A 24,564-nucleotide genomic window follows, 5' to 3' on the forward strand; every position below is an offset into this window, starting at 1 on the left:
GAAATTGAACTCTAGTCAATGCAGGGGAGGCCGAGAAGGCGAATGTCGCCGTTATGAGCGAAAACAGACACATGCTTTTCGCGTGACCGTGCAAGCGCATCGTTTAACGAGCGTTGCACGAGTCGTTGTGTCGTTCGACCTGAAACGTTAGCGATCCTCTATGTATGCGCGATGGATCGACGGTCCGCCATCAGCCCGCAAGTGCGGCGAGCACATCGCCGGATTGACGCACGAGGCCAAGCCTCGGGAAGATGAAATTCAACGACGCGTGATGATGCTCCGGTGCGGAACAGCTCATCGCGTCCTCGACCAGCACCAGCGAGTAACCGTGCTCGTACGCGGCGCGGGCCGTCGACTCGACGCCGATGTTCGTCGAAATGCCGCCGAGCACGATGGTCTTAACGCCGCGACGCCGCAACTGCAAGTCGAGCTCGGTGCCATGAAAAGCGCCCCATTGGCGCTTCGTGATCTGGATGTCGCGTTCGCTCACCGCCAGCTCGGCGGGGAAGTCCCACCAGTTCGACGGCAAGCCGCCATGCGCCGCGGGCTGATCGACCGGCTGTTTCAGTGCATCGGCAAAGTCGGCGCCCCAGCCCACCCGCACCAGCACGACCGGCGCATTCACTTCCCGAAAGCGCTTTGCAAGCGTAGCCGAAGTGGTCACCACGGATTCGCCCGGGCGCGGTGCTTGCCCGTACGGAAGGATGCCCTGCTGGAGATCGATTAGAACGAGCGCGGTAGTGTTGGGGTCGAGTTTCTGCAACATGATGGTCTTCCGTTAAAAGTGCCAGGCCGCCTCATTAATGTGAGGCGATACTCAGAACGAGTATATGAGGACAGGCTCACAAACGTCAACGCCGGACCCGGGCTTCGATTCATGCTGTGGCGCGCAGTCGGAGCGCGATAACAATCGCGACCACCAGCAACGAACCCGTCATCCACGTGACGCCGGACCATCCGCCGGCACTCCAGAACACGCCGCCGAGCGAGCCCACGACGCTGGAACCGGCGTAGTACGCGAACAGATACATCGACGATGCCTGCGCCTTGCCGACCGGCGCACGCGCCCCCACCCATGCGCTCGCAACAGAATGGGAGCCGAAGAAACCGACAGTCAACACCGCGATGCCGACAATGATGACCGGCAACGAACTGGCTCGCGTGAGCACGGTGCCGAGCAGCATCAACCCGAGCGTCGCAGGCAGCAGCTTTTGCCGGCCGAGCCATCCCGACAGACTTCCGATCCACGCCGAGCTGAAGATTCCACATAAATAGACCGCAAAAATCAGGCCGATTTTCGTCTGGCTCAGCGAAAACGGCGGCGCGACGAGTCGATAGCCGACGTAGTTGTACACGGTGACGAACGCGCCCATCAACAGAAAACCCTCCGCGAACAGCCACGGCAGCATGCGGTCGCGCAACTGGACCGCATACGTTCTTGCAAGCGGCGCGAAATGCGGCGGGCGTCGCACGAAGTGCCGCGACGCGGGCAAGCAGCGCGACAGAACAACGGCGGACAGCGCCGCCAGCACGGCCATCGTCATCACGGCCGCGCGCCATCCCCACAGGTCGGTCATCACGCCGGTCAGCAAACGCCCAGCCATGCCGCCGAGACCGGTGCCGCCGACATACAGCCCCATCGCGGTGCCGAGCGAGCGCGCATCCATCTCTTCGCCGACATACGCCATCGCGACGGCGGGCAAGCCGCTCAGCGCGATACCCATCACCGCGCGCGTCATGAGAAATGTGTGCCAGTGTGGCAACACCGCGCTTAGCGCCGTCAACGCGGCGGACAGGAACAGCGCCGCGACCATCATCGGTTTGCGGCCCCATGTTTCGGACAGCACGCCGGCCACCAGCAACGAGACGGCCAGCAGGCCCGTGGTCAACGAAAGCGCGAGGCTCGCACCCGCCGCATTGACGTGAAAGGTTTCCGAAAACAGCGGCATCAGGGGCTGCACGCAGTAGAGCAACGCGAACGTCGCAAAGCCGGCTGCAAAGAGCGCGCAATTGGTGCGCACGAACGCCGCCGTTCCAACTTCGATTTTCCGGCTCGCCGTCGCGGATGCCGACTGTGCCGGCGGCACAGATTCGGCCGCCCTTTCCTGTTCCACTGTGTCGCTGTGTTGTCCGGTCATGTTCAACCGCTCATAGGCAAAAAGGTTTGCGTCGATGTGCAATGATCGGGCTAACACTGGATATCTGTCCAATATTGATTTCGCTGGAATTGATACACTACCGATATCATGGATCTACGCCGAATCCGCTACTTCGCCGTGCTCGCCGAAACGCTGCATTTCGGCCGCGCGGCATCGCGCCTGAACATTGCGCAGCCGCCGCTCAGTCAGCAGATTCGCGTACTTGAAAACGAGCTGGGCGCACAGCTGTTTGAACGCGGCAACCGGCGCGTCGAGCTGACCCCGGCAGGCAAGGCGCTGCTGCCCGAGGCGCGCGCACTGCTGGCGCAGGCCGACCGGGTGGCGGCGGTGGCGGCCCGCGCGCAACGCGGCGAAATCGGCGAATTACGCGTCGGGTTGACCGGTTCCGCCGCGTTCACCGAGTTGATTCCGCGTCTGATCCTCGCGTATCGCCAGCGCTTTCCCGATGTGTATCTGCGAATCGACGAGCTGACCACACAAGCGCAACTCACCGCGCTGCTCGAACGGCAACTGGATGTGGCCATCGTGCGCGGCATTGCGGCTCCCGATCTGCCGTCGACCTTGCGTGCAACCCGCCTGTTCGAAGACTCGCTGGTCGTCGCACTACCGCCTCAGCATCGACTCGCAGGCGACCCGAAGCCGCTGTCGATCGGCGCACTGGCGGACGAAGCGTTCGTGATGTATCCACGCGAAAGCGGAACCGGAGTGTACGACCAGATCATCTCGCTTTGCCGGCAGGCGGGTTTCGCGCCACGCATCGGGCAGGAAGCGCGCGCGGCGGCGACGATTGTCGGACTGGTCGCGGCAGGACTCGGCGTCTCGCTGGTACCGGAGTCGCTGCGCAGCATTCACGCGAACGGCGTGGTGTATCGGCCGGTGAAGGACAAAGGCGCGCGCTCGGCGATGTGGCTCGTATGGCCGACTCATCAGCCCTCTGCACAACAGGCCGCATTTGCCGCGATCGCGAAGTCGGTGGGCGCGCACGGGCGCGAAACGCCGCTGCCGTAACAACGGTTCACAGAAGCGAACAGGAGTAGGCGCCGCCAACGAACTCTATCGCGACGTCACCGTTTCGAGATCGCTGCCCGCCCATTGATCGACCAGGTAGTCGACGAACGTCCGGACCTTCGGCGACGACCGGCGCGCATGATCAAACACCGCGTAGACGGGTGTCGGGGGTGGCCTGTACGCATCGAGCAGCGTCCGCAGACGTCCAGCCGCAATTTCGTGTGCGACCTGCCACGACGGCACGCGGACAATGCCCCCGCCTTCGATCGCTGCTGCCACCACCGCATAGAGGCTATTCGCCCAGATGCGGCCTGTTACGCGGACCGACACCTGCGTACTCGACGAGCGAAAACGCCATTCAATCGCCCCTGCTGTATCGGAAAAAGTCAGGCAGTCGTGATCGCGGAGGTCGCCCGGTGATTTCGGCGTGCCGCGACGCTTCAGATAGACGGGCGCCGCACAGGTGAGCATATGGACTTCGGCGAGCTTGCGTGCGACAAGGCTCGAGTCAGGTTGTCGCCCCAGGCGCACCGCCAGGTGAATATTCTCCTCGACCAGATCGACCGTGCGGTCGACCAGCACAAGGTCGACATCGACGGACGGATAACGCGCAAGGAAGCGCGGCAATAGAGGCGCGATGCGATATCTGCCGATCAACCCGGGCGCGGCCACCCGAAGCCGCCCTGACGGCTCGTCACGACCCGCCGAAAGCGCGCCCTCCAGTTCTTCCATCTCGCCGAGAATCGCCTTGGCCCGCTCATAGAAGAGTCGGCCCTCGTCGGTCAGCGCGAGATGCCGTGTCGTCCGGCGCAGCAGCTGTGTGCCGAGCCGCTCTTCGAGCGCCGCAATGTGCCGGCTCACCGACGTTAGCGATTGAGGACCGACGCGCGCAGCCGCGGAGAGACTGCCTGCCTCGACGACCCGCACAAAGACGGTCATTGCGTCAAAGCGATCCATGTTTCTGATCCTTCCGTCAACCGCAAGGGTGATTGCCGATTTGAATGGATACCGCCTGTTTCCGGAATAGTCTACTGTGAGTGCAGTAGATCGTCAGAGAGAGGCCATCATGCGGGGGAATACATCCACACCAATGGTGAGTCGCACGTCGCAAAGTACGCGTGCGCGCCAATCCCAACCCAATAGAGGAGAGACAGCGGCGGAAATGGCAGTCGTCGCGGGATGGAGCGTCATCGGCGCCACGCTCGGATTCATCGAGATCGCGGGGCCACCTGGCATCGCGGCAGCCGTTGCGGAAATGGTCGCCATATTCTGCGGCGTGTGTGTCGTCGCATTGGCCGCCATTGTTGCCGAAGATCTGCGGGATCAGCGATAGCTTGAGGCGTGGAAAAAAACGGAGAACGCTATCGATCAACGAAACAACGAATACGCGAGCACGAAAGAAAATGTCGCCAATACGACCGACGCACATTGCTGCACGCGCTCCGGCTTGATCTTCACGAACATCGGCCGATTGCTGCCCAGCGCGGAGCCGAATGCGACCCATCCCATGCCGACTGGAATCAGTACGGTCGCGAAAATCGCCATCGTTGCGAAGTATGCGGACAGACTCTGAAACGCTGCGGCAGGGAAGATAGTGCCCGCAAACAGAATCGCTTTCGGATTGAGCAACGTCGTGAAAAACATCGTGCGCATGCCGATCGTCCACCTCGTCGACGATGGAAGGTCGACTGCGCTGCGCCACATTCGAACCGCAAGATACGCGATGTAAAGACAGCAGCCGACGCGCACGAGCTTCGGTAAAACTGCCGATATATGAGCGGCCTGCGCGAGAGTAACCCCCCACAACGTAATCGACACGAGATAACCGGCAAGCTCCGCGCCCGTTAGCCGCACGGCGGGCTTGAACCCGAGCCTAAGCCCCGCGGCGGCCAGCAGCGTGTTGGTCGGACCTGGCATGATCAGCACAAGGAGCGTGCCCGTCAGAAACAGTACGGCATTTGAATGTGGAACCATTGCTTGGTGTGGACTGGTGTGAACCTATCGGATATCGGCAATCTGGCAGTAAGTTTGAGCACGATGCCGCATAAAATGCGTCTACCTGTCAGAACCCGGCGTCGATCGTGATTTTCGAACCGTCGCTAAAGCGGCTCAGGCGAAACGCACGCGGGTCGACAAGCGGGTCCCATGATGAGGTTGTCGTTGTGCCCGTTGTGATGTGAATCGTGATGTGAGTTGCGCTGCAATCCATCTGGACTCCCCCCGGAAACCGGCACCCAACAAGGGTATGATGAAGCGGTCGAGGTGCGTTGCGCGCCCCTCTCATCCGAAGGAGCGACAACCGTGCTGAACGAGACGGCGGGATCTCGCATTCATCAGGTCACGGAACGCATTGGGCTTGCGTCCAGTTTCGGCGGCGGACTGAGAAAAAAATGGAACATCTTGAAGATGTCCCCCAACCAGGCAGTGATCCTCGCCGCCGCGCTCACGGTACTCACTTTCGTCCTCGACTGCCATTTGCCCGTTTCGCTCAACGTTGCGAAATTGTATCTGTTCGTTGTCATCGTGCTGGCCTGGACCCGGTCTACCCGATGGCTGTGGAGTGGTGCCGCGGTAGTCGCAACGCTAGCGGTCGTTGTTCTGATCATTAAAACGGGACCCGCAGGTCACCGAACGATCGCCGCGATCGACTGGACCAATCGCTTTTTCACCGCCGGCATGGTGCTGCTGGTGGCGGGCCTGGTCCATGCCGGAATGACGATACTCGCTGCCCGCGCACGGGCCGAGGAAGCGCTTCGACGGGCAGAAGCCGACTTCGCACACGCCGCGCGTATCTCGATGCTAGGCGAGCTGGCGGCGTCCATTGCGCATGAACTGAAGCAGCCGCTCGCGGCCATCTCGATCAATGGGCAGGCCGAGTTGCGCTGGCTCGACGGCCCGTCGCCCAACATTGTGGAGGCGCGCGAAGCCACCACACGTGTGATGGCCGAAGCGCGCCGTGCGCTGGAAATCATTGACCGCATTCGTGGGATGGCGATCCGGAAAACACCGGAGCAAACGCTGGTGTCGCTCGACGAGCTCATCGAGGAGGCACTGGTATTTCTCGCTCCCGAACTTCAGTCGCGCGGCGTGAGCGTGTTTCACCTGTTCGATCGGGAAGCGCCGAAGGTACGTGCTGACCGCGTTCAGGTCCAACAGGTCATCGTCAACCTCGCCGTCAACGCAATACAGGCGATGGAACAGGCAGGTAGCCCGGAGCGCAAAATCACGATCTCAACCGCGATGCCGAATACCACGACAGTACGCTGCACGGTCGAGGATAGCGGCCCGGGTGTTGCCCCCGCGCACATCGAGCGCCTGTTCGAACGCTTCTTCACGACAAAGGAAAGCGGCATGGGTATGGGTTTGTCCATTTGCCGCTCGATCATCGAAGCCCACGGTGGACACATCGCGGCGGATGCGGGATCCGCTCATGGTGGTGCCCGCTTCTATTTCACGCTTCCGGCTGCCTCGGCCGTTGCCCATCGGTAACGGTCGCAGCCGCACGGTGGTCCAAAAGACGACGAGGTCGACATGGCTCCACATCACGTCCTCCGTGGCGAACCATGTACGCGTAGCGCGATGATCGAATGCCCCCGATCCGCATGGAAGTGAGCGCCGCCGCATCCTCGCACCCGTCGTATCGCGGTACAAGGTATGTGCGATACCGCACATACTTATGGACACAGCGGAGTTGAATCTTGACGCGATCGAGATCAGCCTGTGTGGTCGAATCGAGCGCAGCGCCTCCCGAGCGATCTCATGCAAACGGAATGGGAGGCACTGTGCTACACAAGGTCAAGTTAATAAAAGTATTCATAGGCGGCCCCACCGATGCGCGAAGCGACCAGAAACGTCTTTACAGTCTGTTCGCACCCAAAGGGCCGCTGCTCAACCAGTTTCATGGCGAGTGCCATATCGAAGCTCAATACTGGGACTCACCCGATGGCAAAGTCCCTCCCGACTCGTCGGGAAACATACAGCCCGGTATTGAATCGCAACCCGTCAATCCCGGCAACTGTGATGTGTTGCTGATGTACTTCAAGATCAAACGCGGCACAAGAATGCTGCAGCAAGACTTTGCCTCGTCTTCATTTCGCGAGATAGAGATGGCGTTTGAACGGCCGACACCACCTCCGAAAGCGTTTTTTATATGGGAAAAGTTTGATGACTACAGTCTGGAGGACTGCACACCTGAGACCCGCCGCCGACTGGAAAAAGAACAAAAGGTCGTGGAGCAAGCGCACAAAAAGCTTCAAAGCTTTCTCAAGTCTCTGGGTGAAAAGAACGGGAAAACGCTCGGCATAACGCGGGTCGATCGCAAGCAGGCAGACAATCTGCAAAACACCGTTTATGCGTGGCTCTTCAAAACTTTCAACGAACTGCTCGAAGACAGCCCACCACCGCCGCCGCCTCCCCTGCCGCCCGACCCCATGGCCGAATTCGAAGGCTATCCTTACCCTGGCCTTCGGGAACTCACTGTCACAGAGGGCAGCCTGTTTTTCGGGCATACCAAACAACGCGACGCGATGCTCGATAGTCTGCGTGCCGACGATGAACTGCGGCTCATCTATATCCATGGTCCGTCGGGCGTGGGTAAGTCTTCGCTTCTGCAGGCCGGCATGCTCCACCATATTCTTCGCAAGCGTGCTCTTGAGGACCGGCCGCTATGGGCATGGGCCCTTTTCAAACCTAGCGAGAACCGGGCCGATCCCTTCACCGGGTTGGTCGAGTCATGCCTTACGCATGCCAATGCACGGCTGTTAGTCAATCGTGACGCACTGGCCGATACCTTGCGCAATGCGAGCATCCAGGGCATCGAGCAGGCGCGCGACGCATTGACGGAACATCTGCTGAACCGGTTACCCAAGGGAGGCAGCGGGCTGATTATTGCCGTCAACCAGTTCGAGGAAATCTGGTCGACCGCATCGGCGTGGCGCGAGCCGTTCCTGAATCTGATCGCGGCGGCAGAGTCGACGCCACGGGTGATCGTACTGGCCACCCTGCGCTCCGACCTTCTCGGGGCATTCACGACGGCCCCACAAATCACGCCGATTCTGCAGAAACGCAAACCTTTTGGATTTGCGCTCGGCGCACCGAGCCGGGACGATCTCATCGAAATGATCACCGAGCCCGCCAGGATAGCCAACATCAAACTCGATCCCACTCTGGCTGGAACCATCGCTCAGCAGGCACAGGAATTCAAGGACGCCGCGCTGCCGATTGTTGCCGCGATGATGCAGAAGCTCAGGTTGCCGGACGATGGGTCAACACCGCGCATGGAAATCGGCTACAGGGAATTTGATGCGGCCGGTCCGCTATCCGGGATCATCGCCAAGCTCGTCGAACGCGTCTCCGCCACGTATAACCAGTCACTCTTGCATCGTTTGTTCGGTCAGCTCACCGGGTTCCGTGACGGTCGCTTTGTTTCGGTAGCCGTACCACGAAGCGCACTGGTCGGAAACGACTGCGAGATGGACGGGCTTATCGCACATCTTTCGAGTGAAGCGCGCGTACTGCACGTGAGCGGCATTGAAGACGCGGTCGTCCGGCTCGCGCATGACACGCTATTCGATCTCTGGCCGGCTTTGAAGACCTGGCAGACCAATAACCTTGCCGACTACGCGGTACGTGATGACCTGCTGCGAGAAGCGCAAATGTGGTCTGACCGTGGACGCATCGACCGGGAAATCAGACTTCGTCCCGAAAGGCTCCAGGAAATTGAGGACTTGCGCGCAGAGCGGCCTGACCTGTTTCGACGGCAGTTGGATAGGGAACAGCTGATACTGCTAAACGAATATATTTCCGCCTGCGACGAGGTCGGCCAACAGGAACGTCTGGTCCAGGCGATTCGAGGCGGGCAACTGAAGGAAATATACTTTTGCCTGAAGAGGCTCAAAAAACTTCGTTCTATTAAAGGTTCAATTCTTGACCAGCGCTACCGCGGAAATGAAAACGGTACCGATCCCGACCAGCTCACTCCCGCATTTTGGGCCGCGGTGACGGGCGATAGCAATGACCTTTCCGGTGAACATGGACCCCGCTACATCAATCAGACCGTCTCGCGGCTGGTCACGCCGCTCTTCGTCGCGGCGATCGGAGGCCACCCGCAGCTTGTCAGGACACTGGTCGAGATGGGCGCGAACCCGCTTGGCCGCGACGAAGACCAATGCACCGTCGTTCATGCAGCGGCGCTCGGCGGCAACCTGGAAGTCGCGAGGTTTCTGATCGAAGAATGTCACGCCGACCCCGTCGCTGTGAATTGGCAAGGTACGCCTGCGCTTGTCTGGGCAATTCAGCAGAATCATGCCGACATCATCGAATACCTCAATCGCTGGCAGCCCATCGATTTCGAGCTTCCCGAGGGATGGAACACGTTGACCGAAGCCGCGCGCGCCGGAAACTGCACGCTTGTGATCAAGTTGATCAAGGAGCGGGGCATTCCTGTCAACCACCGCACCAAAGACGGTTATACGGCGCTGCAGATTGCATGTGGGTCCGAGGACGTGGACACGGACGAAGTGGTGAGATGTCTGCTGGACAATGGTGCGCTGGCCTCGCCAGCCACTCATGCCGGAGAGACGGCGTTGCACTTTGCAGCACTGGTAGGCAAAGTCGACGCGATCTCACTTCTGGCGGCCTCGGTCGCCGACCCCGTGGGTCGTCAGGCGCTTCTGGATGCGCAAGATCAAAAAGGACGAGTGGCGCTTCATTGGGCGTGCTATTCGCGGCGGGCTCGTGTTGTTCGAAAATTGCTTGAACTGGGCGCGAGTCCGGACCTTCTCGATCGATTTGGTCTGGCGCCAATCGACTACGCGGTTCTAAACAGCGACTGGCGTTCCGCAAAAGCGTTAGTCGAAGAAGGCGCGCATGTCGATTTGTCCGCGGACGGCACATCATCCGCGCTGCACCGTGCCGTCGGGAGGGGCGATTCGCGAATGGTGGAGCTGCTCCTGAATGAACCGGCAACCAACCTTGTCAATCGCGAGGCGCGTGACGGTGTTACGCCATTGGGCATTGCTGCGGAATACGGATACGCAAAAATTGTTCTGCTGTTACTGAAGGCCGGTGCAGATCTGGAAATGGAGTCCGCGGGCGCAGACGTTCTGGAACTCGCGATGCTTCATGAAAACAAGTATGTGCAGGACGTGCTAAAGGCGTGGATCGACGAGCATCCCAGCCTGGCGAAGTTGAAGACTCGCCAGAAGGAGCTCGAACGCAAGTATTCCATGCGGGCGCTGGCCAGGTTGCTCTCGCTGCGCGGTGACAGCGTCGGCCGCGCTCCCGATGTACGGCATCCCATTCCGGATGCACCGTTGCTCTCTCCGCCAACAGTCGATGAAGTTCGAACACAATTCGCCAAAGGAGTTGATGAAAAGGAGGCGACACTGTGCCTGAAGGCTGCGACGTTCGGAGGCCGGCCAGAGATCGTTGCTGAAATTCTGAATCAGGCGAAGGGGCTTCTGCGTCCCGCCGACCTGAGCGAGGGCGCCGAACTCGCCGTTCGTCACGGCCACGGCCCAGTGGCAACATGTCTGGTTGACGCGGGCGCTGAGCTCCCGTGGTGGTGGCGCCGGGTGAAACTCTCCGAGCGGGCTCAATTTCTCAGTTTCTCGGCAGCTGGAGCACCCGATCTGAAGCTGGTTGCCGATGCATTCCGCACGGCGCCCGATGGTAGCTTTGCAGGCAACCCGAGTGGTTGGACGGTGCGCAGCGCATCGCTCAGCTTTTTACCCGGACATCGACTGTTAGCGATCGAATGCCTCGACTCGCGCGGGCAAAACGAGCAGTTTATGGTCGTCGGACCCGACGGCGCGTCCGTCTTGCTCGATTGGACGTCAAACGCAATTGCCACCGCTCTTGCCAGGCTCGCCGACACGGAGAGCGCATTGGAATCGTATATTCGCTTCTTCCTGCATTTCTGCATTCGTGGCGATGCCGGCCGTTTCCAGATTGTCACGTCCGTCGACCAGATTCCCTGGCGATCCGATGTCACCGAAGACGAAAAGCTCAGGGCCGCGCGACACCTCAAGCCTGTTCTGATACGTCGTCGCCATCCCGACTATGCGCATGCGTACTGTTCATTGCTTTACGAGGACACGCTGTACATCACGTTGATACGAATCGCGATCAAGGTGGCGCCTGTGTCCGACGGCACGACGAATGCCGCCCCCGAGCCAGTCTATGTCGGACAAACGCAGATGATCTCAACGAGACCCGTCCTTAGTGAAATGCATGTGGAAGTGGACGGCGCAGTCGGAATCTTCGGATGATGGAAAATCTTGAGCACATCGTTGTGCCCACAATCTTCGGCGGCTGTACGGCGTTCTTCGTCTGCTGCATTGCCGGACTGTCTTCCATGCGCATCCGTGGAGCGAGTTTTCGCCGCGTTCGCAAACTATCGAAGCCGACGGGCGAGGTCAGTGGCAGTGGCACCCTTGCGTCGGTGCGCGGTGGAAAGAACACAAGCGCCGACGCAGCCCTCTACCACCTTGTCCAGGCCGAGCATCAGGAAGCGAAACGTCTTCAGGATTATTGCATCGCGTACCTGGTCAGTGCCTCTGCAACGCTATTCGCCGCGTTTGTTGGCACCGCAATGGCGGCGACTTTTATGGCAGGGTCGGAGTTCTTTCACGTCTACTCGGCCTCACTCGACATCTTCGCCTTGCTCCTCGTCGCGATTGCCTTTCGGCGGTCGGGGCGTTATCGGGTTGACTGGATCAGGCAGCGCGCAAAGACAGAATTTTTGCGGCAGTGGGCGCAAACGGAATTCATCCTGATCGGGGATGCGAAGCAGGTATCCGCACAGTTCGACGAATTTCACGCCCATGCGAACGAAGCATTGGCCCCTGCTCGCGGCGACCTGCTGGACGCAGTGGTTGCTTTTGCCGACCAAAGGATCGAAGAGATTCATGCGCGGCTGAAATCGGCTGTGACTATCCGGCCCGAGGCGCTCACTCTGTATCTCAATCGCCGGCCTGTGCGACAGAAAAGCTGGTTTACCACGTCCGTGGAAAGAATTTCACATGACCGCGATAGACGAGAAGTCTATATGGTGGGCCTCTTCTTTCTCGCGTCGCTGGCCGCGCTGGTGAAGTTCGGCTCGCTGGTGGGTCTCGGTGATGACTCGATCGCGACCCGCCTCGCCGTGTTCGCGTTGCTGATTTTTATCGGACTCGCCGGAGCCTCGACCAGTGCATATCTTGGGCAAAATCAGCGGAGTATCCGGCATCGCTATCGGGCGCAAATACGCGAGATTGACGATTGGTTCGTTACGCACCGGCATATCGTGGAGTTAGGATCGGCGGGGCATGCGCCGCAGGCCGAAGACTTAGGCGCGCTAGCCGAGGCCGTCACTGACTTCGAGCAACTGATGAACGCCGAGCTATTCGACTGGATCGCGATTTCCACGGATGACGCGATGGAACTCGGGCCTGTCTGACGTTCATCGTGTCACGAAGTACATCACCTTATGCCGCAAGGTCGAGCGGGGTCATATCCGCATGGCATCGCCGGCAAAAAAGCGAACCCTTCGTACCGCCCGGGCGACACGCTCACGTACGTCGCACTACCGGACGCCCACGTAACCCGCCCGCAATGCGCTTGGCTGCGCATCGTCCGTCACTGCACGACGCAGCCCGTCAGATCGATAAACAAAGCTTCCCGAAATGCTTGCCCGCTGCCTGGTGAGCGAATGCATCGGCGATTTCATCGAGCGGGAACGTGCGGTCGATCACCGGCTTGATGCCCATCGCTTCAAGCGCACGTACCATGTCACGCTGCTGGCTGCGGCTGCCGACGATTAACCCCTGCAACGTCTGCTGGCGTCGCATCAGCTCGACCGTCGGCACCGGTCCAGCAATGCCAGCCAGCACGCCAATCAGCGCGATATGACCACCCGTGCGGCACGAACGGATGGATTGCGCCAGCGTGTCGGCACCGCCGACCTCGATCACCTGATCGACACCACGGCCATTCGTGCAGTCGAGCACCTTGGCGGCCCAGTCCGCGTCGCGCCGGTAGTTGATCGTGTGATCGGCGCCTAGCGCACGAACACGCTCAAGCTTTTCGTCAGACGACGACGTCGCGATCACCGTCGCGCCCATCCGTTTCGCGAACTGCAGCGCGAAGATCGATACGCCGCCGGTGCCGAGCACGAGCACCGTATCGCCCGCTTTCAACCGCGCATCGACGACGAGCGCACGCCACGCGGTCAGTCCCGCGGTCGTCAGCGTCGCCGCCTCGTGGTGGCTGTAGCCGCGCGGCGCATGGGTGAACCAGTGTGCGGGCCGAATGACCCGCTCGCGCGCGTAGCCATCGACGCCGTCACCGGGCACAGTCGCGAAGTTCGACAGCGTGGGGCCGCCGTCCAGCCAGGTGGGGAAGAAGGTCGACACGACCGCGTCGCCGACCGCGAATTCGCCGACGCCATCACCAACCGCTTCGACCACGCCGGCGCCGTCGGACATCGGGATGCGGCCGTCGACGTTGCGGTGCCGCCCCGTGACCACACCGAGATCATGGAAATTCAGCGAGCTCGCGTGGATGCGCACGCGGATTTCGCCGGGGCCGGGTTCGCCGGGCTCCGCGAGCTCGACCCGTTGAAGTTGATCCAGTCCGGCTGGTTGGCGCAGGGTGATCGCTTTCATCGAAACAGTTCCTTGGTCAGAGGGGAGGAGCGCCGCGAACCGTGCGCGGCGATGCTGCGATGGAGCGATTGTCGAAGCGAACGTCGTTTACCGCAAGAACGTACAATCGGCACCGGTACTATCAATTTTGTAGGTACGATCCGATGCGTATCAAACGTCTGGACGGCAAGAGCGGCTGCGCGGTTGAAATCACGCTGTCCGTCATTGGCGGCCTGTGGAAACCCCTTATCCTGTTTCATCTGCTGCACGGGAAGAAACGCTTCATGGAACTCACGCGGCTGATGCCGAACACGACACAGCGCATGCTGACTCTGCAACTTCGCGAGCTGGAGGCGGACGGTGTCATCGAACGGCACATGTTTCCGCAGGTTCCGCCGAAGGTCGAATACACGCTGACGCCGCTTGGGAAATCGCTCGCGCCGGTGTTGATCAGTCTGCGCGACTGGGGTCAGTCATATCGGGAACGCGAGCTATCGAACCAGCAGTCCGAGGTCATCGATGCATAGCTGAATCGACGACCCGACCGCGCGCGTCGCGACGCCCGTTTATGGCGCATCTGCCGGCTTGGCAAGCGGTGGTGCCGAATCGCTGTCGGCTGCCTTTCGACGGACTTTGAATTTCTTCGCATACAGCGCGGTCAACAGCGGCGTGAGCAGCGACGTGACAATCGTCGATGCGGCAATCTGAGGCGTCGCAACAGCAATCAGCGACGCGAGATGCGGATCGACAGCCGCGATGGCGGTCGGTGTCGCGACCGCGTTACCGGCAGTCGTCGACACGGCGGCGCCGCCGACGCCAGTACCGCCGGTAAGCCGCGACGCAGCGATATTCACGATGCTGCCGACGACGAGCGTCACCAGCCCAAGCAGAATGCCCGGCACGCCAGCAGCGAGAATCGCATGCAGGTTGATCTGCGCGCCGAGGCCGAATGCGAAAAACGGGATCAACAGGTCCCCGCCGGATTTGAGAAACATGCGCATGTTGCGATCGAGATTGCCGAGCGCCATGCCAATCAGGATGGGCAGGATCGTCGCAAGCAACTCGATGAACGGGATTTTCGCAAGCCCGGACATGCCAAGCGCAACCATCGTGACGAATGGACCCTCGAGAATCGACAGTACCGCAAGCGCGCCACGGTCCACCTCATCACCGAACTGTTTGGTAAGCGCCGCGTAAAGGCCCATGTTCGCATTGGTCGTGGCCGCGATAATCGCCATGCCGGACAATCCGAATATCGGTTTCCCCTTGAACACGTAGCTCACGAGCAAGCCAAGCGCTACGCCGCTCGCGAGCTTCGAAAGCGTGATCGCCGCGCCGTTTTTCAATGCGCGCGGCGCGGTTTTCAGCTGGATTTCAGCGCCCATGCAGACAAAGAACACCGCAAGAATCGGCAACGCGCCATGCGCGAGTGACGTCGAAAAGCTGCCGATCGAAAGTACGTGCGGGAAGTATGTGTTGAGCAGGCTGCCCCACAGCAAGGGGATCACCATCATGCCACCGGGAAATTTCTCGATGGCTTCCTTGATCTTCATGTCGAATTGTCTCCGTCGAACCGCGCATCCGGATTTGCCGGCCGGGGGCGCTACTGTCAATGCCCGCATAGGGTGGTTGCGCGACGGGGACGGCGCAAATTGGTCAGGCCACCTGGATTGGGTGGCCACTTTGCGCGCGCTGTTGTGCGGATGACGATTGCCGTGATGGGCCGCGGCGACAGCAGCTCGACCGCGAGAGCGGATTCCTCTAGAACTCGCTCCGGTAGGCAAACAATCCGGGCAGTCCGCCTGTCATGATGAACAGAATGTTTTCTCCGGCCGCGTACTTCCCGGAAGTGACATCCTTGACGAGACCCGCAAATGCCTTGCCGCCATACACCGGATCGAGCAGAAGACCTTCGGTCGATGCCAGCAGACGAACCGCCTCGCGCATGCCGTCGGTCGGAATGCCGTAACCCGGCCCGAGTTGCTCTCCGTCAATCGAAATAGCGTCGGCTTCAACATGCAGATTCTCGTTGATGAGCCGGACCGTCTGATTGGCTTTATCAAGCGTAATGGAGCGTGCGCGCTCAGCATCGCCAAGCACGGTGTACGCGGCAATGACTGGCGTTTTCACGCCGAGCGCGGCAAATCCCGCAAGCAGTCCCGCTTGCATGCCACCGCTTCCATTGGGCACGACGATGCGATCAAAAGACAAACCCGCTTGCGTCGACTGTGCCAGTATTTCGGCCGCACAATCCGCATAGCCCAAACAGCCGACAGCACTCGAACCGCCGAGCGGGCACACGTAGACCTTGCGTCCCTGCGCGCGCAGTTCGCTCGCGCGATCTTCGGCAAATTGCAGCGCATTGGCCGAGCCCGACAGATCATGCACGCGCACGTCAAACAATGCATCGAGCAGAATATTTCCATTCTCCAGATAGTCGCTGTCGAATCGAGGCACCGTCCTTGTCAGCACCAGTTCGCATTTGAGACCCATGCGCGCGGCTGCGGCGGCCGTGAGCCGGGCGTGATTCGACTGCCGCGCACCCACTGTAATGATGGTATCCGCGCCTGTAGCCAATGCTTCCCCGATCAGAAATTCAAGCTTCCTTAGCTTGTTGCCGCCACCGCCCAATCCATTCAGATCGTCTCTTTTGACATAAATGCTCGCGCCGCCTAGACGAGCGCTCAAGCGAGACAGCGGCTGAATGGGAGTCGGGCCTTCGAGAAGGGCATGACGCGGGAACGTGGAGAGATTGAGCCTAGGTAAGGTTGTAGCGTTCATTGCGGGGTGGAAGGTTGAATAGGCGACGAGGGTGATCACTCATTACCCTATATATCACGTACGAGTGACCATCGCCGATGGACGATATGATCCTCAGGTGCACTACGACACTCTCCAACTCAACGACTATCGGTTCGGAACGCTGAATGACCCAGCGTCGTCCGATGGCGAACGGTCACGATAGGCCACCGCTCCCCAGACGCGCGCGTTGTCCAACGAGTGTGGACGCGACCACGGACCGAACGATTACGCCTATGGCACACCCGCGCGTTTTCGCCAATAATGCGCTACGTACAACACTGGATGGGGGCACCCATGCAGTACAGTCCTGACGCGATCCGCACCGTCGCCCTTATCGGACATGCCGGATGCGGTAAAACATCGCTTATCGAAGCGCTGCTGCACCGGGGCGGAGCGGTACATTCGCCCGGCAGCGTCGAGCGCGGCACGACAGTCTGCGATTTCGACCCGCTCGAACGAAAATATCATCACTCGCTGAACTCCGCCGTCGTCCATCTGCATTACCGGGACACCCGCATCTATATGCTGGATACGCCGGGATATCCGGACTTTTCCGGCCTGTCGATCAGCGCCCTGCCCGCGGTGGAGACGGCCGCCATCGTTATCAACGCACAAACCGGCATCGAAATGACCACCCGGCACATGATGACGTGGGCCGAGGAGCGCAAGCTTTGCAGAATGATCATCGTGAATGGCATCGATCGCGAAAAGATCGACCTGGCAGGGCTTCTCACGCAAATCCAGACCGCTTTCGGCAAGCGATGCCTGCCGATCAACCTGCCGGCGCAAGGCGGCCGCCACGTGGTGGATTGCTTTTTCAACCCGGCCGGTGACGCTGATTTCCTCTCCATTGCGGCGGCGCACAATACACTGGTCGATCAGGTGATCGAGATCGACCCCGCGTTGATGGAGCTTTATCTGGAACAAGGCGAAGCGATCAGCCCGGAGCAGTTGCACGAACCGTTCGAGCGGGCGCTGCGCGAAGGTCACCTGGTGCCGATCTGTTTCACATCAGCGGCCAACGGCGCCGGCATCGCGGAATTGCTCGACGTGTTCGTCCGACTGCTACCCGCGCCCGTGGAAGGTAACCCACCGCTCTTCTATCGCGACGATGGCGGCCGCAAGGAAGTCGTGCGCGCCGAACCGGTCGCGAACAGGCATGTATTGGCCCACGCATTCAAAATCGTCATGGACCCTTACATCGGAAAATTGGCCGTGTTTCGCATCCATCAGGGCACAATCCGGCGCGACAGCCAGCTTTATATCGGTGACCGGCGCCAGCCGTTCAGGGTCGCCCATCTGATGTTGCTGCAAGGCAAAGAGCACGTGGACATCACACAAGCCGGGCCGGGGGATATCTGCGCCACAGCCAAGGTCGACGAGATCGGCTTCGATACGGTGCTGCACGACGCCCCCGAGGACGGCAACATCCATCTGACTCCGCTCCATTTCCCGACGCCCATCTATGGTCTGGCGATCGAGCCCGCGCGGCGCGGCAACGAACAGCGACTCTGGGAAATTCTGCAAAAGCTGAGTGCGGAAGACCCGTGTCTGCGAATCGAACACCCGGCCGGCACCAACGAGACAGTGATACGGGGCCTCGGCGAATTGCACCTGCGCCTGATGCTCGAGCGGCTGTCCGACCAGTACAAGCTCGACGTCGTCACGCATCCACCGACGATCGCGTACCGGGAAACCATCGGCACCAAGGCCGAGGGACATTGCCGCCATAAGAAACAAACCGGGGGCGCCGGGCAATTCGGCGAAGTGATGCTACGCATCGAGCCGCTGCCGCGCGGGACGGGCTTCGAGTTCGTCGATGTGGTCAAGGGTGGTGCGATCCCGGGCCAGTTCATTCCCGCCGTGGAAAAGGGCATCCAGCAGGTGATCGATAGCGGGCCGCTTGGCGGCTTCCCGATGCAAGACGTGCGCGTCACCGTGTTTGACGGCAAGAGCCACCCGGTTGATTCCAAGGAAGTGGCATTCGTCTGCGCAGGGCGCAAGGCCTTTATCGATGCGGTGCTGAAAGCGCAGCCCGTGCTGCTTGAGCCGATCGTGGACATCGAGGTGATGACGCCGGAAGCCACGATGGGCGACATCATCGGCGATCTGTCCGCGCGACGTGGACAGGTGCACGGCACACGCACCGCCACGGGCAACGCCGTGGTGGTGGTTGGACAGGTTCCGTTGTCCGAACTCAACGACTATCAATCGCGTCTGAACGCCATTGCTGGCGGACACGGCAACTACAGCATCCAGCTTAGCCACTATGATCCGGTGCTGCCCGCGCAGCAGGAGCGGATCGTGTCGAAACATAGAAAGCAGGGCGATGACGGAACTGCATAGACGTCATCCTGATCGCATCGCAAAGTGAAAGCACTTTCAGCAAGCGTACTGCCACGATGGGTGGCTGTATCGAGGCAGCGCCGGCGCGCAGCGGAACGCCCGCAAGCGCCTCAACGGTGCTTTGAATGCGCGGCGAACAACGCCGTGTGCTGCGCTTCCGTTTCGTCATCGGCAGGGAACATGCATTCCAGGCGCAGTTCCTGCGCCGCAACGGTTTGCGGCGCACCAACGGTGGTGACCATCGAGAAATAGCGAAGCACGACTCCGTCGCTGATAAAGCCCATCGGAATGACCGGCATATTCGCTGCAGACGGCCCACGATACGTCTTCCAGTCGCGCGGAACGTCTGGATAGGCAAGCAGTTCATCGAGCAGATGCCGGGTCTTGTCGTCCAGCACGTGGCCGACCGATTCACGATGCACCCGTTGCAGCAAGCTTCGTGCAACATTCTCCCAATCCGCCACATACGGACGCATTCCATGCGGATCGAGAATCAGACGCAGCATGTTACGCGGGCTTTCTCGTGAGCCCAGGTCGATAAAGTGATTGAAAAAACGAGGCGCCGCGTCGTTGGTCATCAGCACGTTCCAGTGGCGGTCCATCACGATCGCCGGAAACGGCTCATGCTGGCGAACGACACGTTCCAGCGCGCGGATCACACTATGCATTTCCTGTGCGTTCCACGGCGCCTCCGAATACACGGGTGCGTAGCCAGCCGCGAGCAGCAGTGCATTGCGCTCGCGCATCGGCACATCCAGCGTTTGCGCGAGGGTCAGCAGCGTGTCCCTCCCCGGCACGCTGCGCCCGCTTTCGATAAAGCTGATCTGCCTTTGCGAGACACCGGCCTCGAGCGACAGATCGAGCTGACTCATGCCACGCACGTCGCGCCAATAGCGCAACAAATTCCCAAGTTCTCCCTGCGGCATATTCGGATGGGGACGAGCAGTGCTCATCGCATTTCGCTAATAGAGAGGAGAATCAATATAACGCAACGGACTCAGGATGCTGACGCATGCCACGCAAATTCCTCGAACGGCGCCTCGAGGGCCGGCTCGGTCACGCTGCTGGTGTAGTTCGTGATAGTCGATGCGGCAACGACCGCGATAACTTCCAGCATCTGTTCGGCGCTGAAGCCCGCTTCGAAGAAGCGACGCTGATCCGAATCGGCGAGACGGCCGCGTTTTTCGATCAGCGTGCGCGCGAGCAGGGACAACGCGGCCAGTTCGACGTCAGCGGGTAAGCCGCCATCGCGGATCGCCTCGACATCCTCGGCACGTACACCTTGTTTCAATGCAAGCGCCGTATGAAACGCAACGGGCCATTCGCTGGCGTTGGTGACCGCGTTGGTCAGCAGCAGTGTCTGGATCTGCGGCTCCGTGAGGCTGCTCGAATGCACACGCTCGAACAGGCCGATAAAACCGTTGATCAGCACCGGTGAAGCGGCCATTTTGGCCGCGATGTTCGGAATCAGGCCGAACGCCTGGTGCAGTTGCTCGAGGACCGGCTTCGAGTGCGCGGGGGCGGATTCGATCGTGTAAGTGGGATAGCGGGACATGACGGTTCCTTGGTAGTGAGCGCAGCCGGATTGGCGGCGCGACAGCCAAAGAGTAGACGGGACCGTTGCGCGTGCCAATTACATCGCATGTAATCGCCGCGCGTCCAGCGAAGCTTGCGATTGCGCGCCCGCCGCCCCCCGTTAGAAGTGGAGCCGTAGCCCCGCGATGCCCGCCACCTGGGTACCGGTGGAAGAGGCGTCGCCCGAGTTGTAGATAAACGCCGCCGGCATCCGTCATCCTGACTATTCACCTATTACCAGGATATCCATACTAATTGCGAAACATAACTCAAGACTATTTTGAATGTAACGCCTGTAATTCATCAATCGGATGATTACCGGTTAATTCTATCGGGCGTATTGCACCGCAAACGCAGCCACTCAGGTAGGCGTCCAGCCGCCGTGAGTCGATTGAGCAATTTCTTGCGTCGCATTGGCATTACCGAACGTGTCGACGGCTCTTACAGTTCCAGGTGCCGCGAACAACGGCCAAACGACGCAGGACACACGGCGATTCGTGTGATCCCCGATTCACTCACTCAAGGAAATGACCACATGGCACGCATTCCAGCTCTTTCAGTTAGTCAAGCCCCGACGTCCACTCAGCAGCAACTTCAAGCGCTTGAAAAAGCGACCGGTTCCGTGCCAAACATATTTGGCACGCTAGCGAACTCGCAAGCAGCGTTTGGCGCGTTCTTTCAAATGCAACAGCCGCTGGGCAAGGGCAATTTAAGCGTGGCCGAGAAGGAAAGCATCGCCTTGGCGGTCTCGCAGGTCGGCGGCTGCGAATATTGCCTTGCCGCGCATACCGTATTGGCCGGAAACGCTGGGCTCACGGGCGAAGCAATTCGAGCGGCGCGCAACGGCGAAGGAGGTGCGGTTGCCGCGCTTGCCAGAGCAATTGCACAACAGCGCGGACACGTGAGCGACACAGACCTCGCAAAGGCACGTGAAGCAGGCTTATCCGACAGCACCATGATTGAGATTGTCGCGAATGTCGCGCTGGTGGTATTCACCAACTATCTGAACAGCTTTGCGGCCCACGGACCTGGACTTTCCGCCGGTTTAGGCTTGATCGGACCAAAGTTTGATTGCCGATTCTCACGTACGAGTGACATTCGGCAATCAACTGTCCGCGCGTTCGCGTCTCTTCAATTTAATGAATCAATTCGTCAAACAATGCCTTTCTTCGCAACGCTCCTAAGAAAACACGGCATACCTCGCTAACGGTAGTCAACGTTTCAATTTGAGCAATTTCTAATTGCGGAACGTGCATTTCCCAATCATCAAGTCGCCTCGTACACTCGCTACCTGTAATCACCCAGAGTCTAGCTGTTTTGCAGACTCTGACATGGAGACAAGAGAGTAATGAAGAAGAGAATCGTTGTAGCGTGCTCCGCGCTGTGCGCGGCACCGATTGCCCATGCACAAAGCTCCGTAACGCTATACGGAATACTGGACGCGGGTCTGCAATACACGAATAACGCGGGTAGCGGATCGCTGCTGCGCCAGACAAGCGGAAATATCAATGGCAGCCGCTTCGGCCTGCGCGGCAGCGAAGATCTGGGCAGCGGCCTGCACGCGATCTTCGTACTCGAGGGCGGCTTTAACATCAACAACGGCAAGTCCGGGCAGGATGGACGGCTATTCGGCCGCCAGGCATACGTCGGATTGAGCAGCGACCATTACGGCGCGGTCTCGTTCGGCCGTCAGTACGACGCGTTTACCGACACACTGATTCCACTCTCGGCCACGGCCCTGGCCTTCGGCGATACCGCATTCGCCCATCCGTTTGACAACGACGACATGATTCACTCGTTCCGTCTAAGCAACACGGCCAAGTATGTCAGCCCGGTGTACCACGGCCTGAAGTTCGAGGCGCAATACGCGTTCTCCAATAGCACCGACTTTGCGCTAAACCGCGCGTATAGCGCCGGCCTCGGCTACAGTGGCGGACCGTTGAGTGCGGGCGTGGCCTACTACCAGATCAACGGCTCGAAGAACACGACGATTAACAGCGCCGGCGCGCTCGACGTGAACGAGTCGCAGGCGAACAACACCGCCGGGTTCGTACTTGGCGCCGACGTGCAACGCATCGTCGGCGCGGGCGTGAACTACGACTTTGGCAAGGCGAAGGTCGGCTTCGTGTACACCCACACCCAGTTTGAGGGCTCGACGTCGTTCGGCTCGAACAATGGCTCGGTGCGCTTTGATAACTACGAGGTCAACGCGAAGTACTTCGTATTGCCGCAGCTCTCGCTGGGCGTTGAATATGTGTTCACCGATGGTCACGTGACCAACACATCGACCTTCGGCTCATCGCCCAAGTGGAACCAGCTTGGGCTGCAAACGGTGTACAGCCTTTCCAAGCGTACCGATGTTTATCTTGAGAGTGTCTACCAGCACGTGAGTGGCCACAACTACACGGCGTTCGTCTACAACTCGGGCGGTGCTTCGTCGACCGGCAATCAGATCGTCGGCATCGCAGGCATGCGCGTTCACTTCTGATTGAGCCCTGCGTGCGCGTCTCATCGCGCACGCACGCGGTCTGGTCCGATCAGACAGGCGGGCGATCGCACCCGTCGCTCAACTGCCGCTGCCGTGGCGCGTTCGCACCGTCAATCTGTTCGATACCGACCTGACGCCGCGCACTGACCGCGCTACGCTGCCGGCCCGCTCGACCTGTGATCGCTGCGGCACCCACCCCGTCAACGTGACGATGCCCTGCCGGGCGGTGACATGAATGCCCGTGGAATTTACTCCCGATGAGCGCGAGAGGGCCCGGCGAACGTCGCGAACCAACGCACTATCCGAACTGTTTCGATGCGCAGGCGGGCCGGCTGGCGGCCTTTGCGCGGACACGTCGGCAGGCGGGCTCACGCTGGTTTGTGCGGCCGCATAGGTCGCGCAAGTCGCGATGGCCACGGCTAACGTTGCGCCGATTATTTTGCTTATGCCGTTTGTATTCACGCTTCCTCCTTTTCCCATTGTTGCGACGCCAGCCGAGGAGTGCGCTGACGAAAGCTAACGTCTGGACCACAGCGAAAACACATACAAAGAATCGCGTCGACAGCGATGCCCGGTCAGCCGAGTATGCCGTTAAATAACGAAAATCGCCTCACTAAAATTGTCCAGACAAATTGACTTGAATCCCCCCATGCGACATCGCTGAAAATCGCTTTTTCCAGGCGGACGATCAACGCGTCATCTCACACGTTGCACAATTGTGCACGTTTACTTTCTTGTTCATGCACGTTAACATGCGGGCATGAATGACGAACTCCCCCTCGCCCGACGCGACGAGATCGCGAATCGGCTCGCACAAGGCCAGCCCGTCGTAGCGGCCGCGCTCGCTGTCGAATTCAATCTCTCCGAAGACGCGATCCGGCGCGACCTCCGCGCACTGGCGGCCGAAGGGCGTTGCCGCCGGGTCTACGGCGGCGCATTGCCAATCACCCCTGCGTCGGCCCCCATGGCGAACCGGATGGACGTTGCGCGCGAGCGCAAGTCCGCGTTGGCCCGCTCGGCCGTGCCCCTCATTCAACCGGGCGAACTCCTGTTCCTTGATAGCGGCAGCACCAATCTCGCGCTCGTCGACCTGTTGCCTGAGGAATGCGAACTCACCGTGGCAACCAATTCCATCGACATCGCCGCTGCCGTGCTTCGTCGAGCCGATCTGCATCTCATCATGATCGGCGGCTCGGTCGATCCGGCAGTGGGCGGATGCGTCGATGCGAGTGCCGTGCAGAACGTCGAGCAATTGAATATCGATCGATGCTTCATCGGCTCGTGTGCGATATCGCCAAAAGGCGGCATCAGCGCATTCGGTCTTGCCGATGCGACGTTCAAACGCGCGGTCCTCGCGGCCAGCCAGCACAGCGTGGTGCTTGCAATCACCGACAAGTTCAACACCCGCGCGCCTCACCGGGTCGCGGCAATCAAGGCGATCGGCTGCGTGATCGTCGAACACGACCTGCCGCGCGCGGAGCAGGTGGCCTTGTCGAAAGCGGGCCTGTCCGTACTGAAGGCCGAGCCGCCGGCAAGCCTCTAAATGTGTGGCCCCTACCGC

At 60.2% G+C, this 24,564-nt stretch carries 20 protein-coding genes; 10 read left to right on the top strand and 10 right to left on the bottom strand.

The features are described from left to right. Nucleotides 1-190: 190 nt before the first annotated feature. Both HV796_RS30870 and HV796_RS30875 read right to left on the bottom strand, forming a co-directional pair. Nucleotides 191-766, bottom strand: coding sequence for a hydrolase (locus tag HV796_RS30870; protein ID WP_175231432.1), 576 nt, complete (start codon nt 764-766; stop codon nt 191-193). 109 nt (nt 767-875) lie between these two features. Beyond that, nucleotides 876-2,138 (bottom strand): MFS transporter, encoded by a 1,263-nt coding sequence (locus tag HV796_RS30875; protein WP_175231435.1) that lies wholly within the window; start codon nt 2,136-2,138, stop codon nt 876-878. 108 nt (nt 2,139-2,246) lie between these two features. On the opposite strand from HV796_RS30875, the gene HV796_RS30880 reads away from it, so the two are divergent. Further along, nucleotides 2,247-3,167, top strand: a complete 921-nt coding sequence (locus tag HV796_RS30880; RefSeq protein ID WP_175231438.1) for a LysR substrate-binding domain-containing protein — start codon at nt 2,247-2,249, stop codon at nt 3,165-3,167. A gap of 45 nt (nt 3,168-3,212) precedes the next feature. Here HV796_RS30880 and HV796_RS30885 read toward each other — a convergent pair whose 3' ends face one another. Beyond that, nucleotides 3,213-4,124 carry a LysR family transcriptional regulator gene (locus tag HV796_RS30885; protein WP_175231440.1) on the bottom strand — a complete coding sequence of 304 codons (912 nt, stop codon included), beginning with the start codon at nt 4,122-4,124 and terminating at the stop codon, nt 3,213-3,215. 205 nt (nt 4,125-4,329) lie between these two features. On the opposite strand from HV796_RS30885, the gene HV796_RS30890 reads away from it, so the two are divergent. Continuing rightward, complete coding sequence (locus HV796_RS30890) at nt 4,330-4,500, top strand: hypothetical protein (RefSeq protein WP_175231443.1); 171 nt, start codon at nt 4,330-4,332, stop codon at nt 4,498-4,500. A 35-nt stretch (nt 4,501-4,535) separates the two neighbouring features. Here HV796_RS30890 and HV796_RS30895 read toward each other — a convergent pair whose 3' ends face one another. After that, nucleotides 4,536-5,141: a LysE family translocator gene (locus HV796_RS30895; RefSeq protein ID WP_175231446.1), complete on the bottom strand. Its 606-nt coding sequence runs from the start codon at nt 5,139-5,141 to the stop codon at nt 4,536-4,538. A 327-nt stretch (nt 5,142-5,468) separates the two neighbouring features. Between HV796_RS30895 and HV796_RS30900 the strand changes: the two genes are divergently transcribed. The 3 genes from HV796_RS30900 to HV796_RS30910 all read left to right on the top strand — a co-directional run bounded on the left by HV796_RS30900 (nt 5,469) and on the right by HV796_RS30910 (nt 12,606). Further along, on the top strand, nt 5,469-6,656 hold the full coding sequence (locus HV796_RS30900; protein ID WP_246356128.1) for a sensor histidine kinase: 1,188 nt from the start codon (nt 5,469-5,471) through the stop codon (nt 6,654-6,656). A gap of 293 nt (nt 6,657-6,949) precedes the next feature. Further along, on the top strand, nt 6,950-11,437 hold the full coding sequence (locus tag HV796_RS30905) for an nSTAND1 domain-containing NTPase (protein ID WP_175231447.1): 4,488 nt from the start codon (nt 6,950-6,952) through the stop codon (nt 11,435-11,437). Next, entirely contained in the window at nt 11,434-12,606 is a 1,173-nt protein-coding gene (locus tag HV796_RS30910) for a hypothetical protein (protein ID WP_175231450.1), read from the top strand. Before HV796_RS30905 ends, HV796_RS30910 begins: the two co-directional genes overlap by 4 nt. Nucleotides 12,607-12,805: 199 nt before the next feature. On the opposite strand, the gene HV796_RS30915 is transcribed toward HV796_RS30910, so the two are convergent. Further along, on the bottom strand, nt 12,806-13,813 hold the full coding sequence (locus HV796_RS30915; protein WP_175231452.1) for a zinc-dependent alcohol dehydrogenase family protein: 1,008 nt from the start codon (nt 13,811-13,813) through the stop codon (nt 12,806-12,808). 143 nt (nt 13,814-13,956) lie between these two features. Here HV796_RS30915 and HV796_RS30920 point away from each other — a divergent pair, with 143 nt between their 5' ends. Beyond that, on the top strand, nt 13,957-14,319 hold the full coding sequence (locus HV796_RS30920; RefSeq protein ID WP_175231455.1) for a winged helix-turn-helix transcriptional regulator: 363 nt from the start codon (nt 13,957-13,959) through the stop codon (nt 14,317-14,319). 39 nt (nt 14,320-14,358) lie between these two features. On the opposite strand, the gene HV796_RS30925 is transcribed toward HV796_RS30920, so the two are convergent. Both HV796_RS30925 and HV796_RS30930 read right to left on the bottom strand, forming a co-directional pair. Continuing rightward, entirely contained in the window at nt 14,359-15,345 is a 987-nt protein-coding gene (locus HV796_RS30925) for a 2-keto-3-deoxygluconate permease (RefSeq protein ID WP_175231457.1), read from the bottom strand. A gap of 208 nt (nt 15,346-15,553) precedes the next feature. Further along, nucleotides 15,554-16,573, bottom strand: a complete 1,020-nt coding sequence (locus HV796_RS30930; protein ID WP_175231523.1) for a D-cysteine desulfhydrase family protein — start codon at nt 16,571-16,573, stop codon at nt 15,554-15,556. 315 nt (nt 16,574-16,888) lie between these two features. On the opposite strand from HV796_RS30930, the gene fusA reads away from it, so the two are divergent. Beyond that, nucleotides 16,889-18,940: an elongation factor G gene (gene fusA / locus HV796_RS30935; RefSeq protein ID WP_175231460.1), complete on the top strand. Its 2,052-nt coding sequence runs from the start codon at nt 16,889-16,891 to the stop codon at nt 18,938-18,940. A 110-nt stretch (nt 18,941-19,050) separates the two neighbouring features. Here the strand turns inward: fusA and HV796_RS30940 are convergent, their stop codons facing one another. Beyond that, on the bottom strand, nt 19,051-19,893 hold the full coding sequence (locus tag HV796_RS30940) for a helix-turn-helix domain-containing protein (RefSeq protein WP_175231463.1): 843 nt from the start codon (nt 19,891-19,893) through the stop codon (nt 19,051-19,053). A 44-nt stretch (nt 19,894-19,937) separates the two neighbouring features. Continuing rightward, the gene (locus tag HV796_RS30945; protein ID WP_175231466.1) at nt 19,938-20,495 is read right to left on the bottom strand and encodes a carboxymuconolactone decarboxylase family protein; all 558 of its coding nucleotides are present in this window, start codon (nt 20,493-20,495) and stop codon (nt 19,938-19,940) included. A gap of 555 nt (nt 20,496-21,050) precedes the next feature. Between HV796_RS30945 and HV796_RS30950 the strand changes: the two genes are divergently transcribed. Both HV796_RS30950 and HV796_RS30955 read left to right on the top strand, forming a co-directional pair. Next, nucleotides 21,051-21,722 (top strand): carboxymuconolactone decarboxylase family protein, encoded by a 672-nt coding sequence (locus HV796_RS30950; RefSeq protein WP_217478039.1) that lies wholly within the window; start codon nt 21,051-21,053, stop codon nt 21,720-21,722. Nucleotides 21,723-21,863: 141 nt separating this feature from the next. After that, on the top strand, nt 21,864-23,003 hold the full coding sequence (locus HV796_RS30955) for a porin (RefSeq protein ID WP_175231468.1): 1,140 nt from the start codon (nt 21,864-21,866) through the stop codon (nt 23,001-23,003). A gap of 78 nt (nt 23,004-23,081) precedes the next feature. Here the strand turns inward: HV796_RS30955 and HV796_RS30960 are convergent, their stop codons facing one another. Next, on the bottom strand, nt 23,082-23,483 hold the full coding sequence (locus HV796_RS30960; RefSeq protein ID WP_246356129.1) for a BON domain-containing protein: 402 nt from the start codon (nt 23,481-23,483) through the stop codon (nt 23,082-23,084). A 280-nt stretch (nt 23,484-23,763) separates the two neighbouring features. Here HV796_RS30960 and HV796_RS30965 point away from each other — a divergent pair, with 280 nt between their 5' ends. After that, nucleotides 23,764-24,546, top strand: coding sequence for a DeoR/GlpR family DNA-binding transcription regulator (locus tag HV796_RS30965; RefSeq protein ID WP_175231472.1), 783 nt, complete (start codon nt 23,764-23,766; stop codon nt 24,544-24,546). Nucleotides 24,547-24,564: the final 18 nt, after the last annotated feature.

Source organism: Paraburkholderia humisilvae (genome assembly GCF_902859855.1).
In the GTDB taxonomy this organism is placed as follows: domain Bacteria; phylum Pseudomonadota; class Gammaproteobacteria; order Burkholderiales; family Burkholderiaceae; genus Paraburkholderia; species Paraburkholderia humisilvae.

Excerpts from the sequence above, each read along its gene's own strand:
- HV796_RS30870 (WP_175231432.1), bottom strand. The coding sequence starts at position 766 with ATGTTGCAGAAACTCGACCCCAACACTACCGCGCTCGTTCTAATCGAT.
- HV796_RS30875 (WP_175231435.1), bottom strand. The coding sequence starts at position 2,138 with ATGACCGGACAACACAGCGACACAGTGGAACAGGAAAGGGCGGCCGAA.
- HV796_RS30880 (WP_175231438.1), top strand. The coding sequence starts at position 2,247 with ATGGATCTACGCCGAATCCGCTACTTCGCCGTGCTCGCCGAAACGCTG.
- HV796_RS30885 (WP_175231440.1), bottom strand. The coding sequence starts at position 4,124 with ATGGATCGCTTTGACGCAATGACCGTCTTTGTGCGGGTCGTCGAGGCA.
- HV796_RS30890 (WP_175231443.1), top strand. The coding sequence starts at position 4,330 with ATGGCAGTCGTCGCGGGATGGAGCGTCATCGGCGCCACGCTCGGATTC.
- HV796_RS30895 (WP_175231446.1), bottom strand. The coding sequence starts at position 5,141 with ATGGTTCCACATTCAAATGCCGTACTGTTTCTGACGGGCACGCTCCTT.
- HV796_RS30910 (WP_175231450.1), top strand. The coding sequence starts at position 11,434 with ATGATGGAAAATCTTGAGCACATCGTTGTGCCCACAATCTTCGGCGGC.
- HV796_RS30915 (WP_175231452.1), bottom strand. The coding sequence starts at position 13,813 with ATGAAAGCGATCACCCTGCGCCAACCAGCCGGACTGGATCAACTTCAA.
- HV796_RS30920 (WP_175231455.1), top strand. The coding sequence starts at position 13,957 with ATGCGTATCAAACGTCTGGACGGCAAGAGCGGCTGCGCGGTTGAAATC.
- HV796_RS30925 (WP_175231457.1), bottom strand. The coding sequence starts at position 15,345 with ATGAAGATCAAGGAAGCCATCGAGAAATTTCCCGGTGGCATGATGGTG.
- HV796_RS30930 (WP_175231523.1), bottom strand. The coding sequence starts at position 16,573 with ATGAACGCTACAACCTTACCTAGGCTCAATCTCTCCACGTTCCCGCGT.
- fusA (WP_175231460.1), top strand. The coding sequence starts at position 16,889 with ATGCAGTACAGTCCTGACGCGATCCGCACCGTCGCCCTTATCGGACAT.
- HV796_RS30940 (WP_175231463.1), bottom strand. The coding sequence starts at position 19,893 with ATGAGCACTGCTCGTCCCCATCCGAATATGCCGCAGGGAGAACTTGGG.
- HV796_RS30945 (WP_175231466.1), bottom strand. The coding sequence starts at position 20,495 with ATGTCCCGCTATCCCACTTACACGATCGAATCCGCCCCCGCGCACTCG.
- HV796_RS30950 (WP_217478039.1), top strand. The coding sequence starts at position 21,051 with ATGGCACGCATTCCAGCTCTTTCAGTTAGTCAAGCCCCGACGTCCACT.
- HV796_RS30955 (WP_175231468.1), top strand. The coding sequence starts at position 21,864 with ATGAAGAAGAGAATCGTTGTAGCGTGCTCCGCGCTGTGCGCGGCACCG.
- HV796_RS30960 (WP_246356129.1), bottom strand. The coding sequence starts at position 23,483 with ATGGGAAAAGGAGGAAGCGTGAATACAAACGGCATAAGCAAAATAATC.
- HV796_RS30965 (WP_175231472.1), top strand. The coding sequence starts at position 23,764 with ATGAATGACGAACTCCCCCTCGCCCGACGCGACGAGATCGCGAATCGG.